The organism is Pseudomonas sp. YY-1 (assembly GCF_002843095.1).
Classification (GTDB): Bacteria; Pseudomonadota; Gammaproteobacteria; order Pseudomonadales; family Pseudomonadaceae; genus Aquipseudomonas; species Aquipseudomonas sediminis_A.
Map to the genome: position 1 here is coordinate 1 of NZ_PJLX01000026.1, position 15,421 is coordinate 15,421.

Annotated in this window: 11 protein-coding genes and 1 tRNA gene; all 12 read left to right on the plus strand. The window is 58.5% G+C overall.

From position 1 onward, the window contains the following. Window positions 1-82 precede the first annotated feature (82 nt). Window positions 83-158 (plus strand) — tRNA-Trp (locus CXP40_RS23285). A gap of 42 nt (window positions 159-200) precedes the next feature. Next, window positions 201-569 (plus strand): preprotein translocase subunit SecE, encoded by a 369-nt coding sequence (gene secE, locus CXP40_RS23290; RefSeq protein ID WP_004373448.1) that lies wholly within the window; start codon window positions 201-203, stop codon window positions 567-569. 9 nt (window positions 570-578) lie between these two features. Further along, window positions 579-1,112 carry a transcription termination/antitermination protein NusG gene (nusG, locus tag CXP40_RS23295; RefSeq protein WP_004373446.1) on the plus strand — a complete coding sequence of 178 codons (534 nt, stop codon included), beginning with the start codon at window positions 579-581 and terminating at the stop codon, window positions 1,110-1,112. Between the two features lie 119 nt (window positions 1,113-1,231). Next, the gene (rplK, locus tag CXP40_RS23300; RefSeq protein WP_106735658.1) at window positions 1,232-1,663 is read left to right on the plus strand and encodes a 50S ribosomal protein L11; all 432 of its coding nucleotides are present in this window, start codon (window positions 1,232-1,234) and stop codon (window positions 1,661-1,663) included. Then, the gene (gene rplA, locus CXP40_RS23305) at window positions 1,663-2,358 is read left to right on the plus strand and encodes a 50S ribosomal protein L1 (protein ID WP_099526260.1); all 696 of its coding nucleotides are present in this window, start codon (window positions 1,663-1,665) and stop codon (window positions 2,356-2,358) included. Before rplK ends, rplA begins: the two co-directional genes overlap by 1 nt. Before the next feature lie 212 nt (window positions 2,359-2,570). Then, window positions 2,571-3,071 (plus strand): 50S ribosomal protein L10, encoded by a 501-nt coding sequence (gene rplJ / locus CXP40_RS23310; RefSeq protein WP_037001815.1) that lies wholly within the window; start codon window positions 2,571-2,573, stop codon window positions 3,069-3,071. Window positions 3,072-3,151: 80 nt separating this feature from the next. Then, window positions 3,152-3,520, plus strand: coding sequence for a 50S ribosomal protein L7/L12 (gene rplL / locus CXP40_RS23315; RefSeq protein ID WP_106735659.1), 369 nt, complete (start codon window positions 3,152-3,154; stop codon window positions 3,518-3,520). Between the two features lie 221 nt (window positions 3,521-3,741). Next, window positions 3,742-7,815: a DNA-directed RNA polymerase subunit beta gene (rpoB, locus tag CXP40_RS23320; RefSeq protein ID WP_106735660.1), complete on the plus strand. Its 4,074-nt coding sequence runs from the start codon at window positions 3,742-3,744 to the stop codon at window positions 7,813-7,815. A 63-nt stretch (window positions 7,816-7,878) separates the two neighbouring features. Continuing rightward, entirely contained in the window at window positions 7,879-12,078 is a 4,200-nt protein-coding gene (gene rpoC, locus CXP40_RS23325) for a DNA-directed RNA polymerase subunit beta' (protein WP_045736139.1), read from the plus strand. A gap of 146 nt (window positions 12,079-12,224) precedes the next feature. Further along, window positions 12,225-12,596, plus strand: coding sequence for a 30S ribosomal protein S12 (gene rpsL, locus CXP40_RS23330; RefSeq protein ID WP_003463319.1), 372 nt, complete (start codon window positions 12,225-12,227; stop codon window positions 12,594-12,596). A 103-nt stretch (window positions 12,597-12,699) separates the two neighbouring features. Further along, window positions 12,700-13,170 (plus strand): 30S ribosomal protein S7, encoded by a 471-nt coding sequence (gene rpsG / locus CXP40_RS23335; RefSeq protein WP_003246741.1) that lies wholly within the window; start codon window positions 12,700-12,702, stop codon window positions 13,168-13,170. A 30-nt stretch (window positions 13,171-13,200) separates the two neighbouring features. Further along, on the plus strand, window positions 13,201-15,348 hold the full coding sequence (fusA, locus tag CXP40_RS23340) for an elongation factor G (protein WP_106735661.1): 2,148 nt from the start codon (window positions 13,201-13,203) through the stop codon (window positions 15,346-15,348). Window positions 15,349-15,421 lie beyond the last annotated feature (73 nt).

Here is a 15,421-nt window from a genome sequence, read left to right on the forward strand (position 1 = left end):
CTGGCGTGGTTGCCAAGATCGTCGAGTAATCGGTTGATCTGTTCCTCTCAGGCCGGCATAATGGCCGGCCTGATTTTGCTTTAGGTCAGTAGCTCAATTGGCAGAGCGGCGGTCTCCAAAACCGCAGGTTGGGGGTTCGATTCCCTCCTGACCTGCCATTTTCTAACGAATCTGGCGTGTCTTTCACAGGATCCTCTCGAATGAATGTTAAGGCTGAAGCCAAAGACTCTCGCTTTGATCTGGTCAAGTGGCTGGTTGTCGCTGCCCTGGTTGCTGTGGGTGTCGTCGGTAATCAGTACTTCTCTGCTGAGCCGGTTCTGTATCGTGTTCTGGGCTTGGTTGCGTTGGCTGCTGTTGCTGCTTTTGTGGCGTTTCAGACTGCTCGTGGTCAAGCGTTCGCGGTGCTGCTGAAAGAAGCGCGCGTCGAGATTCGTAAAGTTGTTTGGCCGACCCGCCAGGAAACCATGCAAACCACTCTGATTGTGGTTGCGGTGGTTCTGGTAATGGCGCTGCTGTTGTGGGGGCTCGATTCCCTGCTCGGTTGGCTTGTTTCCCTGATTGTTGGTTAAGGGTGTCTCGTGGCTAAGCGTTGGTACGTCGTGCATGCTTACTCGGGTTACGAGAAGCATGTCATGCGCTCGCTCATCGAGCGCGTGAAACTGGCTGGTATGGAAGATGACTTCGGCGAGATTCTCGTGCCCACTGAAGAAGTGGTCGAGATGCGCAACGGTCAGAAGCGCAAGAGTGAGCGCAAGTTCTTCCCTGGCTATGTTCTGGTGCAGATGGAAATGAACGAGGCGACTTGGCACTTGATCAAGGATACGCCGCGCGTCATGGGCTTCATTGGTGGTACTGCCGACAAGCCGGCGCCGATCACCGAGAAAGAAGCTGAAGCCATTCTGCGTCGTGTTGCCGATAGCGGCGACAAGCCCAAGCCCAAGACTCTGTTCGAGCCGGGCGAAATGGTACGAGTTGTCGATGGCCCGTTTGCCGACTTCGGTGGCGTGGTCGAAGAAGTAAATTACGAAAAGAGCCGCATCCAGGTTGCTGTGACCATCTTCGGTCGCTCCACCCCGGTCGAGCTGGAGTTCAGTCAGGTCGAGAAGGCATAACTGACATAGGCATCCCTCACCCCGCAGCCTTAGGCTGCGGGGTTTTGTCGTCACTGGGATAAATGCGTAAGTAACCTCGGGGAGCCGTCAGGCGTTCGAACCCGAAATTGGAGTAGCTAATGGCTAAGAAGATTCAGGCTTATATCAAGCTGCAGGTTAAAGCCGGTCAGGCAAACCCGTCGCCACCCGTCGGCCCCGCTCTGGGTCAGCACGGCGTGAACATCATGGAATTCTGCAAGGCGTTCAACGCCAAGACTCAGGGCATGGAACCTGGTCTGCCGACTCCTGTGATCATCACTGTTTACAGCGACCGCAGCTTCACCTTTGAAACCAAGAGCACCCCGGCATCCGTTCTGCTGAAAAAAGCAGCGGGTCTGACCAGTGGCTCGGCTCGTCCGAACACTGTCAAAGTCGGCACCGTGACTCGTGCTCAGCTCGAAGAGATCGCCAAGACCAAGCAGGCTGATCTGACTGCAGCTGATATGGATGCAGCCGTGCGTACCATCGCCGGTTCTGCTCGTAGCATGGGCCTGAACGTGGAGGGTGTGTAATGGCTAAGTTGACCAAGCGCCAAAAGGCCATCGCCGAGAAAGTCGAAGCAGGCAAAGCCTACAGCTTCGAAGAAGCGGCAACTCTGCTGGCTTCGCTGCCTGCTGCCAAATTCGTCGAATCCTTCGACGTCGCTGTGAATCTGGGCGTTGATCCGCGTAAATCCGACCAGGTTGTACGTGGCGCCACCGTTCTGCCGAACGGCACTGGCAAGACTGTACGCGTTGCCGTGTTCACCCAGGGCCCGGGCGCTGAAGCTGCCCTGGCTGCCGGTGCTGACAAAGTCGGTATGGACGATCTGGCTGCCGAAATGAAAGCTGGCGACCTGAACTATGATGTGGTCATTGCTTCTCCGGACGCCATGCGTGTTGTTGGCCAGCTGGGCCAGGTACTGGGCCCGCGCGGCCTGATGCCGAACCCGAAAGTCGGCACCGTTACCCCGGACGTCGCTACCGCTGTCAAGAACGCCAAAGCTGGTCAGGTGCGTTTCCGTACCGACAAGAACGGCATCATCCACACTTCTGTTGGCAAGATCGGCTTCGAAGCCGCTGCGCTGAAGCAGAACGTGGAAGCCTTGCTGTCCGATCTGAAGCGTCTGAAGCCGTCGACCTCGAAAGGCATCTACGTCAAGCGTGTGACCCTGAGCACCACCATGGGTCCGGGTCTGATCATCGATCAGGCTTCGCTCGACGCGTAAGTGATTGGGCCGGTAGCGTGCGCGCTACCGGCTTTGAAAAATTGGGGTCCCTGCCTGGCGGGGGCTATCCAAGACCGTAGGTAACTCGCGTTTTAAATGTCAGGTTCGCCTGATGACCTACGCAGATGGTGCTCCCGATTCGTTACCGAATCAGACACCAAAACGCCGCTGAACTTCGGTTTGGCGATACGGTAAAAACCAGGAGTAAACCCGTGGCAATTAAACTCGAAGACAAGAAGGCCATCGTCGCTGAAGTCAACGAGGCTGCCAAAGCCGGTCTGTCCGCTGTCGTGGCTGATGCCCGTGGCGTGACCGTCGGCGCAATGACCGGACTCCGTAAAGAGGCCCGCGAAGCTGGTGTGTACGTGAAAGTCGTGCGTAACACCCTGCTCAAGCGCGCCGTTGAAGGCACTCAGTTCGACGTGCTCAACGACGTGTTCAAAGGCCCGACCCTGATCGCATTCTCCAACGAACACCCGGGCGCTGCTGCTCGTCTGTTCAAGGATTTTGCCAAGGGTCAGGACAAGTTCGAGATCAAGGCAGCTGCGTTCGAGGGCAAGTACCTCGCAGCAAACCAGATCGACGTACTGGCAAGTCTGCCGACCCGCGACGAGGGCATCGCCCAGCTGATGAGCGTTATTCAAGGCGCCACCAGCAAACTCGCTCGCACTCTGGCAGCCATTCGCGACCAGAAAGAAGCTGCCGCTGCCTAAGGCGGCGTGAGCTCTTTCGAAATCAAACGTTTAATTTGATGGTCGCGTAGGCCGTCACCCCAATACAGGAATTGATAGTCATGTCTCTGACTAACGAGCAAATCATCGAAGCTATCGGCCAGAAATCCGTTATGGAAATCGTTGAGCTGATCAAAGCGATGGAAGAAACCTTCGGCGTTACCGCTGCTGCTGCTGTTGCCGCTGGCCCGGCTGCTGCCGCTGCCGCTGTTGAAGAGCAAACCGAGTTCAACGTTGTTCTGACTGAAGCTGGCGAGAAGAAAGTCAACGTGATCAAGGCAGTTCGCGAGCTGACCGGTCTGGGCCTGAAAGAAGCCAAGGAGAAGGTTGACACCGCTCCTCAGGTCGTCGCTGAAGGTCTGACCAAAGAAGCTGCTGAAGACGCCAAGAAGAAGCTGGAAGAAGCTGGCGCCAAGGTCGAGCTCAAGTAAGTTCGTACCTTGCGTCTACAGCCCGAGCGATTCGCATAAGGCTGATGGCTGGTGGCTTTTGCCACCGGCCTTTTTCCGTTCTAGGTTGGCTGTTCAGCAGCCGGCCTGGGGCCGAAAAGATCCCGCCCGAGAGGCGGTTGCAAACCGAGGGTTTGCACGATTTTCTGGTCATCGCCGCCGGCGCTGGCCAAACAAGCAGGTGACCAAGCTGGGGAACGCTGATGGCTTACTCATACACTGAGAAAAAACGTATCCGCAAGGACTTTAGCAAGTTGCCGGATGTCATGGATGTGCCTTACCTCCTGGCCATCCAGCTGGATTCGTACCGCGAATTCCTGCAGCAAGGGGTGAGCAAGGAACAGTTCCGCGACATCGGCCTGCATGCGGCCTTCAAATCGGTATTCCCGATCATCAGCTACTCCGGCAACGCCGCCCTGGAGTACGTCGGCTATCGCCTGGGCGAGCCGGCGTTCGACGTCAAGGAGTGCGTGCTGCGTGGCGTGACCTTCGCCGTGCCGCTGCGCGTGAAAGTGCGCCTGATCATTTTCGACAAAGAATCGTCGAACAAAGCGATCAAGGACATCAAAGAGCAAGAAGTGTACATGGGCGAGATTCCGCTCATGACCGAGAACGGTACGTTCGTCATCAACGGTACCGAGCGCGTCATCGTGTCCCAGCTGCACCGTTCGCCGGGCGTGTTCTTCGACCACGACCGTGGCAAGACCCACAGCTCGGGCAAGCTGCTGTACTCCGCTCGCATCATTCCTTACCGCGGTTCGTGGTTGGACTTCGAGTTCGACCCGAAGGACGCGGTATTCGTACGTATCGACCGTCGCCGCAAACTGCCGGCTTCCGTCCTGCTGCGTGCACTGGGCTACAGCACTGAAGAAGTGCTGGATGCCTTCTATGACACCAACGTCTACCACGTGAAGGGCGAGAGCCTGAATCTGGAGCTGGTTCCGCAGCGTCTGCGCGGCGAAGTCGCCGTTCTCGACATCAAGGACGGCAGCGGCAAGGTGATCGTCGAGCAGGGTCGTCGTATCACGGCTCGCCACATCAACCAGCTGGACAAGGCTGGCATCAAAGAGCTGGAAGTTCCGCTCGACTACGTGATTGGCCGTACCACTGCCAAGGCGATCGTGCACCCGGCTACCGGCGAAATCATCGCCGAGTGCAACACCGAGCTGACCGCCGACCTGCTGGTCAAGATGGCCAAGGCACAGGTGGTTCGCTTCGAGACCCTGTACACCAACGACATCGATTGTGGCCCGTTCATCAGCGACACGCTGAAGATCGACAGCACCACCAATCAGTTGGAAGCGCTGGTCGAGATCTACCGCATGATGCGTCCTGGCGAGCCGCCAACCAAGGATGCTGCCGAGACCCTGTTCAACAACCTGTTCTTCAGCGCCGAGCGTTACGACCTGTCCGCCGTGGGCCGCATGAAGTTCAACCGTCGTATCGGTCGCACCGAGATCGAAGGTTCGGGCGTGCTGAGCAAGGAAGACATCGTTGCCGTACTGAAGACCCTGGTCGATATCCGTAATGGCAAGGGCATCGTCGACGACATCGACCACCTGGGTAACCGCCGCGTACGTTGCGTCGGCGAGATGGCCGAGAACCAGTTCCGCGTTGGTCTTGTGCGCGTAGAGCGTGCGGTCAAAGAGCGTCTGTCGATGGCTGAAAGCGAAGGCCTGATGCCGCAAGACCTGATCAACGCCAAGCCGGTTGCGGCGGCGGTGAAAGAGTTCTTCGGTTCCAGCCAGCTCTCGCAGTTCATGGACCAGAACAACCCGCTCTCCGAGATCACCCACAAGCGCCGTGTTTCTGCACTCGGCCCAGGTGGTCTGACTCGTGAGCGCGCTGGCTTCGAAGTCCGCGACGTACACCCGACCCACTATGGTCGCGTATGTCCGATCGAAACCCCTGAAGGTCCGAACATCGGTCTGATCAACTCGCTGGCTGCCTATGCTCGCACCAACCAGTACGGCTTCCTGGAAAGCCCGTACCGCGTGGTCAAGGAAGGTCAGGTCACCGACGAGATCGTGTTCCTGTCCGCCATCGAAGAAGCCGATCACGTGATCGCTCAGGCATCTGCGACCCTGAACGACAAGGGTCAGCTGATCGACGAGCTGGTTGCCGTACGTCACCTGAACGAGTTCACCGTCAAGGCGCCGGAAGACGTCACCCTGATGGACGTTTCGCCGAAGCAGGTTGTTTCCGTTGCTGCCTCGCTGATTCCGTTCCTCGAGCACGACGACGCCAACCGTGCACTGATGGGTTCGAACATGCAGCGCCAGGCTGTACCGACTCTGCGCGCCGACAAGCCGCTGGTAGGTACCGGCATGGAGCGTAACGTCGCCCGTGACTCCGGCGTCTGCGTGGTGGCTCGTCGCGGCGGTGTGATCGACTCGGTCGACGCCAGCCGTATCGTGGTTCGTGTCAACGATGACGAAGTCGAAACTGGCGAAGCCGGTGTCGACATCTACAACTTGACCAAGTACACCCGCTCCAACCAGAACACCTGCATCAACCAGCGTCCGCTGGTGAGCAAAGGTGACAAGGTTGCGCGTAGCGACATCATGGCTGACGGTCCGTCCACCGACATGGGTGAACTGGCGCTGGGTCAGAACATGCGCGTTGCGTTCATGCCGTGGAACGGCTTCAACTTCGAAGACTCCATCTGCCTGTCCGAGCGCGTGGTTCAGGAAGATCGCTTCACCACGATCCACATCCAGGAACTGACCTGTGTGGCGCGTGACACCAAGCTCGGCCCAGAGGAAATCTCCTCTGACATCCCGAACGTTGGCGAAGCGGCGCTGAACAAGCTGGACGAAGCCGGTATCGTCTACGTCGGTGCCGAAGTTGGCCCGGGCGACATCCTGGTTGGTAAGGTCACCCCGAAAGGTGAGACCCAGCTGACTCCGGAAGAGAAGCTGCTGCGTGCGATCTTCGGTGAGAAGGCGTCCGACGTTAAGGACACCTCCCTGCGTGTGCCGACTGGCACCAAAGGTACCGTCATCGACGTACAGGTCTTCACCCGTGACGGCGTGGAGCGCGACTCGCGTGCCCTGTCCATCGAGAAGATGCAGCTGGACGAGATCCGCAAAGACCTCAACGAAGAGTTCCGCATCGTCGAAGGCGCAACCTTCGAGCGTCTGCGTTCCGCTCTGGTTGGCGCGACTGCCGAAGGCGGCGCTGGTCTGAAGAAAGGCACTGCGATCACCGACGAGTTCCTCGACGGTCTTGAGCGTGGCCAGTGGTTCAAGCTGCGCATGGCCGAAGACGCTCTGAACGAGCAGCTGGAGAAGGCTCAGGCCTACATCTCCGACCGCCGTCAGATGCTCGACGACAAGTTCGAAGACAAGAAGCGCAAGCTGCAGCAGGGCGACGACCTGGCTCCGGGCGTACTGAAGATCGTCAAGGTCTACCTGGCCATCCGCCGTCGCATCCAGCCGGGTGACAAGATGGCCGGTCGTCACGGTAACAAGGGTGTTGTCTCGGTGATCATGCCGGTCGAAGACATGCCGCACGACGCTAACGGTACTCCGGTCGATATCGTGCTGAACCCGCTGGGCGTTCCGTCGCGTATGAACGTCGGTCAGATTCTCGAAACCCACCTGGGCCTCGCGGCCAAAGGCCTGGGCGAGAAGATCAACCGCATGCTCGAAGAGCAGCGCAAGATCGCCGAACTGCGCAAGTTCCTCGCCGAGATCTACAACGAGATCGGTGGTCGTCAGGAAAACCTCGACGAGTTCTCCGATACCGAGATCCTCGAGCTGGCGAAGAACCTCAAGGGCGGTGTACCGATGGCGACTGCCGTGTTCGACGGCGCCAAGGAAACCGAGATCAAAGCCATGCTGAAGCTGGCTGATCTGCCGGAGAGCGGCCAGATGCGCCTGTTCGACGGTCGTACCGGTAACCAGTTCGAGCGTCCGACCACCGTCGGCTACATGTACATGCTCAAACTGAACCACCTGGTGGACGACAAGATGCACGCCCGTTCCACTGGTTCCTACAGCCTGGTTACCCAGCAGCCGCTGGGTGGTAAGGCGCAGTTCGGTGGTCAGCGTTTCGGGGAGATGGAGGTCTGGGCACTGGAAGCCTATGGCGCCGCCTACACCCTGCAGGAAATGCTGACCGTGAAGTCGGACGACGTGAACGGCCGTACCAAGATGTACAAGAACATCGTGGATGGCGATCACCGTATGGAGCCGGGCATGCCCGAGTCCTTCAACGTACTGATCAAAGAGATCCGTTCGCTCGGCATCGATATCGATCTGGAAACCGAATAACACGACGTGAATCGGCAGCGGGGCTAACCCAGCTCGCTGCCCGCTCCGCCAGGAGGAAAGGCCTTGAAAGACCTACTGAATTTGCTGAAAAACCAGGGTCAGATCGAAGAGTTCGACGCCATCCGTATCGGATTGGCCTCGCCTGAGATGATCCGTTCGTGGTCGTTCGGTGAAGTTAAAAAGCCGGAAACCATCAACTACCGTACCTTCAAGCCAGAGCGCGACGGCCTGTTCTGCGCCAAGATCTTTGGCCCGGTAAAGGACTACGAGTGCCTGTGCGGTAAGTACAAGCGCCTCAAGCACCGCGGTGTGATCTGCGAGAAGTGCGGCGTTGAAGTGGCCTTGGCCAAGGTTCGTCGTGAGCGCATGGCGCACATCGAACTGGCCTCGCCGGTTGCCCACATCTGGTTCCTGAAGTCGCTGCCGTCCCGTATCGGCCTGCTGATGGACATGACCCTGCGTGACATCGAGCGCGTGCTCTATTTCGAGAGCTACGTCGTGATCGACCCGGGCATGACCACCCTCGAGAAGGGTCAGTTGCTGAACGACGAGCAGTACTTCGAAGCCCTCGAAGAATTCGGTGACGACTTCGACGCGCGCATGGGCGCCGAGGCCGTTCGCGAGCTGCTGCACGCCATCGACCTGGATCACGAGATCGGCCGCCTGCGTGAAGAGATTCCGCAGACCAACTCCGAGACCAAGATCAAGAAGCTGTCCAAGCGCCTGAAGCTGATGGAAGCCTTCAAGGACTCCGGCAACCTGCCGGAGTGGATGGTGCTGACCGTTCTGCCGGTTCTGCCGCCGGATCTGCGCCCGCTCGTTCCGCTCGATGGTGGCCGTTTCGCCACGTCCGACCTGAACGATCTGTATCGCCGCGTGATCAACCGTAACAACCGTCTGAAGCGCCTGCTCGATCTGTCCGCGCCGGACATCATCGTGCGCAACGAAAAGCGCATGCTGCAGGAAGCAGTCGACGCGCTGCTCGACAACGGCCGTCGCGGTCGCGCCATCACTGGCTCGAACAAGCGTCCGCTGAAGTCGCTGGCTGACATGATCAAAGGTAAGCAAGGTCGCTTCCGTCAGAACCTGCTCGGTAAGCGCGTGGACTACTCCGGTCGTTCCGTTATTACCGTAGGCCCGACCTTGCGTCTGCACCAGTGCGGTCTGCCGAAGAAGATGGCCCTCGAGCTGTTCAAGCCTTTCATTTTCGGCAAGCTGGAAATGCGTGGTCTGGCGACCACCATCAAGGCTGCCAAGAAGATGGTCGAGCGCGAGCTGCCGGAAGTGTGGGACGTTCTCGCTGAAGTGATCCGCGAACACCCCGTACTGCTCAACCGTGCACCGACCCTGCACCGTCTGGGCATCCAGGCGTTCGAGCCGGTACTGATCGAAGGTAAAGCGATCCAGCTGCACCCGCTGGTCTGCGCCGCGTACAACGCCGACTTCGACGGTGACCAGATGGCCGTTCACGTGCCGCTGACGCTGGAAGCCCAGCTCGAAGCGCGCGCGCTGATGATGTCGACCAACAACATCCTGTCGCCCGCCAACGGTGAGCCGATCATCGTTCCGTCGCAGGACGTTGTACTGGGTCTGTACTACATGACCCGTGAAGCCGTTAACGCCAAGGGCGAAGGTCGCGTATTCGCCGACCTGCAGGAAGTCGACCGCGTGTTCCGCGCGGGCGAAGCGTCCCTGCACGCCCGTGTGAAAGTGCGTATCAACGAGGTCATCAAAGACCGCGACGGCAGCATCACCAAGAACACCCGTATCGTCGACACCACCGTCGGCCGTGCGCTGCTGTTCCAGATCGTACCGGCCGGCCTGTCCTACGACGTGGTCAACCAGTCGATGAAGAAGAAGGCGATCTCCAAGCTGATCAACCAGTGCTACCGCACCGTTGGTCTGAAGGATACCGTCATCTTCGCCGACCAGCTGATGTACACCGGTTTCGCTTACTCGACCATCTCCGGTGTGTCGATCGGCGTGAACGACTTCGTCATCCCGGACGAGAAGGCGCGCATCATCGACGCCGCCACCGAGGAAGTGAAGGAAATCGAATCGCAGTACGCCTCCGGCCTGGTAACCCAGGGCGAGAAGTACAACAAGGTGATCGACCTGTGGTCGAAGGCCAACGATGAAGTCTCCAAGGCGATGATGGCCAACCTCTCGAAAGAGCCGGTTGTCGATCGCGAAGGCAAGACCGTCGAGCAGGAGTCCTTCAACTCCATGTACATGATGGCGGACTCCGGTGCTCGTGGTAGCGCCGCCCAGATCCGTCAGCTGGCCGGTATGCGTGGTCTGATGGCCAAGCCGGACGGCTCCATCATCGAAACGCCGATCACCGCGAACTTCCGCGAAGGTCTGTCGGTTCTGCAGTACTTCATCTCCACTCACGGTGCTCGTAAAGGTCTGGCGGATACCGCACTGAAGACCGCGAACTCCGGTTACCTGACTCGTCGTCTGGTCGACGTGGCGCAGGATCTGGTGGTGACCGAGATCGATTGCGGTACCGAGCACGGTCTGCTGATGACGCCGCACATCGAAGGTGGCGACGTGGTCGAGCCGCTGGGTGAGCGCGTACTGGGTCGAGTGATCGCCAAGGACGTGTTCAAGCCTGGCACCGAGGACGTAATCGTTCCGGCCGGCACCTTGATCGACGAGCAGTGGGTCGAGTTCATCGAGCTGAACAGCGTCGACGAAGTGGTCGTGCGTTCGCCGATCACCTGCGAAACTCGCTTCGGCATCTGCGCCAAGTGCTACGGCCGCGATCTGGCTCGTGGTCACCAGGTCAACATCGGTGAAGCTGTCGGCGTTATCGCTGCGCAGTCCATCGGTGAGCCGGGTACCCAGCTGACCATGCGTACCTTCCACATCGGTGGTGCTGCAAGCCGTACTTCGGCTGCCGACAGCGTCCAGGTGAAGAACGGTGGTGCGATCCGTCTGCACAACCTCAAGCACGTCGAGCGCGTGGACGGCAATCTGGTAGCTGTTTCCCGCTCCGGCGAGCTGGCTGTGGCTGACGAGTTCGGTCGTGAGCGTGAGCGCTACAAGCTGCCGTACGGTGCCGTGATTTCCGTGAAGGAAGGTGACAAGGTCGACGCTGGCGCCATCGTCGCCAAGTGGGACCCGCACACCCACCCGATCGTGACCGAAATGAAGGGTACCGTGACCTTCGTCGGCATGGAGGAGGGCATCACCATCAAGCGCCAGACCGACGAACTGACCGGTCTGACCAACATCGAGGTTCTCGATCCGAAGGATCGTCCGGCTGCTGGCAAGGACATTCGTCCGGCCATCAAGATGGTCGACGCCAACGGCAAGGAACTGCTGCTGCCGGGTACCGACGTTCCCGCTCAGTACTTCCTGCCAGCCAACGCCCTGGTGGGCGTGGCTGACGGTGCGCAGATCGCGGTCGGTGACGTTATCGCCCGTATCCCGCAAGAGACCTCGAAAACTCGCGACATCACCGGTGGTCTGCCGCGCGTTGCCGACCTGTTCGAAGCCCGTCGTCCGAAGGAAGCTTCGATCCTGGCGGAAATCAGCGGCACCATTTCGTTCGGTAAAGAGACCAAGGGCAAGCGCCGTCTGGTCATCACCCCGACCGATGGCAGCGATCCGTACGAGGAGCTGATTCCGAAGTGGCGTCACCTGAACGTCTTCGAAGGCGAACAAGTGAACCGCGGCGAAGTTATCTCCGACGGCCCGAGCGACCCGCACGACATCCTGCGTCTGCTGGGTGTGAGCGCGCTGGCCAAGTACATCGTCAACGAGATCCAGGACGTTTACCGTCTGCAGGGCGTGAAGATCAACGACAAGCACATCGAGACCATCCTGCGTCAGATGCTGCGTAAGGTTGAAGTCAGCGAGTCCGGCGATTCGTCCTTCATCAAGGGCGATCAAATGGAGCTCACCCAGGTTCTGGGCGAGAACGAGCGTCTGGCTGAAGAGGACAAGTTCGTCGCCAAGTACACCCGCGTACTGCTGGGTATCACCAAGGCGTCGCTGTCCACCGAGTCGTTCATCTCGGCTGCGTCCTTCCAGGAAACCACTCGCGTCCTCACCGAGGCAGCGGTTACTGGCAAGCGCGACTACCTGCGTGGTCTGAAAGAGAACGTGGTCGTGGGTCGCCTGATCCCGGCTGGTACCGGTCTGGCCTATCACAGCGAGCGCAAGCGCAAGCGTGATGCCGACAAGCCGGTACGTGTCAGCGCCAGTGAGGTGGAAGCCGCACTGACCGAAGCGCTGAACTCCAGCGGAAATTGAGTCGAAGCCTCGCTAGTTCGCTAGCGGGGCTTTGCCTTGACTGGGGGCGCGAGTCTCTTTAGACTCATGCACCCCTAAATTTGGCAGGGCGTTGTGCTCTGCCATCTTTATTTGTGAGCGTCGAAAGACAACAGTGGAGCTAGTAGATGGCAACTATCAACCAGCTGGTACGTCAGCCGCGTAAGCGTATCGTCGAGAAATCCGACGTACCTGCGCTGCAGAACTGCCCGCAACGTCGTGGCGTGTGCACTCGCGTGTACACCACTACGCCGAAAAAACCTAACTCGGCACTGCGTAAAGTATGCCGTGTGCGTCTGACCAACGGTTTCGAGGTTTCCTCGTACATCGGTGGTGAAGGCCACAACCTGCAAGAGCACAGCGTCGTGCTGATCCGTGGCGGTCGTGTAAAAGACCTTCCGGGTGTGCGCTACCACACCGTGCGTGGTTCGCTGGATACCTCCGGCGTCAAAGACCGTAAGCAGGGTCGTTCCAAGTACGGTACCAAGCGTCCGAAATAAGGCCGCTTGAATCTTTATATTTAGTTGAGTCGATAAGAGTAAGGTCGGGCGCGGCTTTTGCCGAAAGTCCCGGGCTAACCTGAAGACCGTTTGAGGGCTTATCATGCCAAGACGTCGTGTAGCAGCAAAACGTGAGATTCTCGACGATCCGAAGTACGGATCGCAGATTCTCGCCAAGTTCATGAACCACGTGATGGAAAGCGGCAAGAAGGCCGTGGCCGAGCGCATCGTTTACGGTGCTCTGGACACTGTCAAAGCACGCAAGAACAGCGATCCCCTGGAGATCTTCGAGAAAGCTCTCGACGCCATCGCTCCGCTGGTCGAAGTCAAGTCCCGCCGTGTAGGCGGTGCTACCTACCAGGTTCCGGTCGAAGTTCGTCCGTCGCGTCGTAACGCTCTGGCAATGCGCTGGCTCGTAGACTACGCCCGCAAGCGCGGCGAGAAGTCCATGGCTCTGCGTCTGGCTGGTGAGCTGCTGGATGCTGCTGAAGGCAAAGGCGCTGCTGTCAAGAAGCGTGAAGACGTGCACCGTATGGCTGAAGCCAACAAGGCTTTCTCGCACTACCGCTTCTAATTCCGGCTCCACTAACCTTGCGAGGGCTTTATGGCTCGTAATACAGCAATTAACCGCTACCGTAATATTGGTATCTGTGCCCACGTTGACGCGGGCAAGACCACCACTACCGAGCGGATCCTGTTCTACACAGGCCTGAGCCACAAGATGGGCGAGGTGCATGATGGCGCCGCGACCACCGACTGGATGGTTCAGGAGCAGGAGCGTGGTATTACCATTACTTCTGCTGCCATCACCACCTTCTGGAAAGGTTCGGTTGGTCAGTACGACAACTACCGCGTAAACGTCATCGATACCCCCGGTCACGTTGACTTCACCATTGAAGTAGAGCGCTCGCTGCGCGTACTCGACGGTGCGGTCGTTGTGTTCTGTGGTACTTCGGGCGTTGAGCCGCAGTCCGAAACCGTATGGCGTCAGGCCAACAAGTACGGTGTTCCGCGTATCGTCTACGTGAACAAGATGGACCGTGCTGGTGCCAACTTCCTGCGTGTCGTCGGTCAGATCAAGAACCGTCTGGGTCACACCCCGGTACCGATTCAGATCGCCATCGGTTCGGAAGAGAACTTCGAAGGTCAGGTCGATCTGATCAAGATGAAGGCTATCTACTGGAACGAAGACGACAAGGGTACTACCTATCGCGAGGAAGAGATTCCTGCTGAGCTGGTAGACCTGGCCAACGAGTGGCGCTCGAACATGGTTGAGGCTGCTGCCGAAGCCAACGAAGAGCTGATGAACAAGTACCTTGAAGAAGGTGACCTGTCCGTCGAAGAGATCAAGGCTGGTCTGCGCGCCCGTACTCTGGCGAGCGAGATCGTCCCGGCTGTCTGCGGCTCCTCGTTCAAGAACAAGGGTGTTCCCCTGGTTCTCGACGCCGTTATCGACTTCCTGCCTGCTCCGACCGAGATCCCTGCGATCAAGGGTATTCACCCGGATCTGGCCGACAAGCCGAAAGAAGAGATCGCCGAAGCCGATTACGACGAGCGTCATGCTGACGACAATGAGCCGTTCTCGGCTCTGGCGTTCAAGATCGCTACCGACCCGTTCGTTGGTACGCTGACCTTCGTTCGTGTCTACTCGGGCGTTCTGGAGTCGGGCCAATCGGTCATCAACTCCGTGAAAGGCAAGAAAGAGCGCGTTGGTCGTATGGTGCAGATGCACGCCAACCAGCGTGAAGAGATCAAAGAAGTACGCGCTGGTGACATCGCTGCTCTGATCGGCATGAAGGACGTCACCACTGGTGAAACCCTGTGCGATCCGGACAAGCAGATCATCCTCGAGCGTATGGACTTCCCGGAGCCGGTCATTTCGGTAGCTGTAGAGCCGAAAACCAAGGCTGACCAGGAGAAGATGGGTATCGCTCTGGGCAAGCTGGCTCAGGAAGACCCGTCGTTCCGCGTCAAGACTGACGAAGAAACCGGTCAGACCATCATCTCCGGTATGGGTGAGCTGCACCTGGACATCCTCGTTGACCGCATGAAGCGCGAGTTCAACGTTGAGGCCAACATCGGTAAGCCGCAGGTTTCCTACCGTGAAACCATCACCAAGGACGCTGTCGAGATCGAAGGTAAGTTCGTTCGTCAGTCCGGTGGTCGCGGTCAGTTCGGTCACTGCTGGATTCGTTTCTCGACTCCGGACGTGGACGACAAGGGCAACATCACCGAAGGTCTGGTGTTCACCAACGAAGTCGTGGGTGGTGTGGTTCCGAAGGAATACATCCCGGCGATCCAGAAGGGTATCGAAGAGCAGATGAAGAACGGCGTTGTTGCCGGTTATCCGCTGATCGGCCTGAAGGCTACCGTGTTCGATGGTTCCTACCACGACGTCGACTCCAACGAGATGGCGTTCAAGATCGCTGCCTCCATGGCGACCAAGCAGCTGGCCCAAAAGGGTGGCGGTAAGGTGCTTGAGCCGATCATGAAGGTGGAAGTGGTAACTCCTGAGGACTACATGGGTGACGTGATGGGTGACCTGAACCGTCGTCGTGGTCTGATCCAGGGTATGGAAGATTCGGTGTCCGGTAAGGTTATCCGTGCCGAAGTTCCGCTGGGCGAGATGTTTGGTTACGCTACCGACGTTCGTTCCATGTCCCAGGGTCGCGCCAGCTACTCCATGGAATTCTCCAAGTACGCAGAGGCTCCGGCGAACATCGTCGAAGCACTGGTTAAAAAACAAGGCTAATCCCGCCCTTTAAGTAAGAGGTTTACTGTCGTGGCTAAGGAAAAATTCGAACGTAACAAACCGCACGTCAACG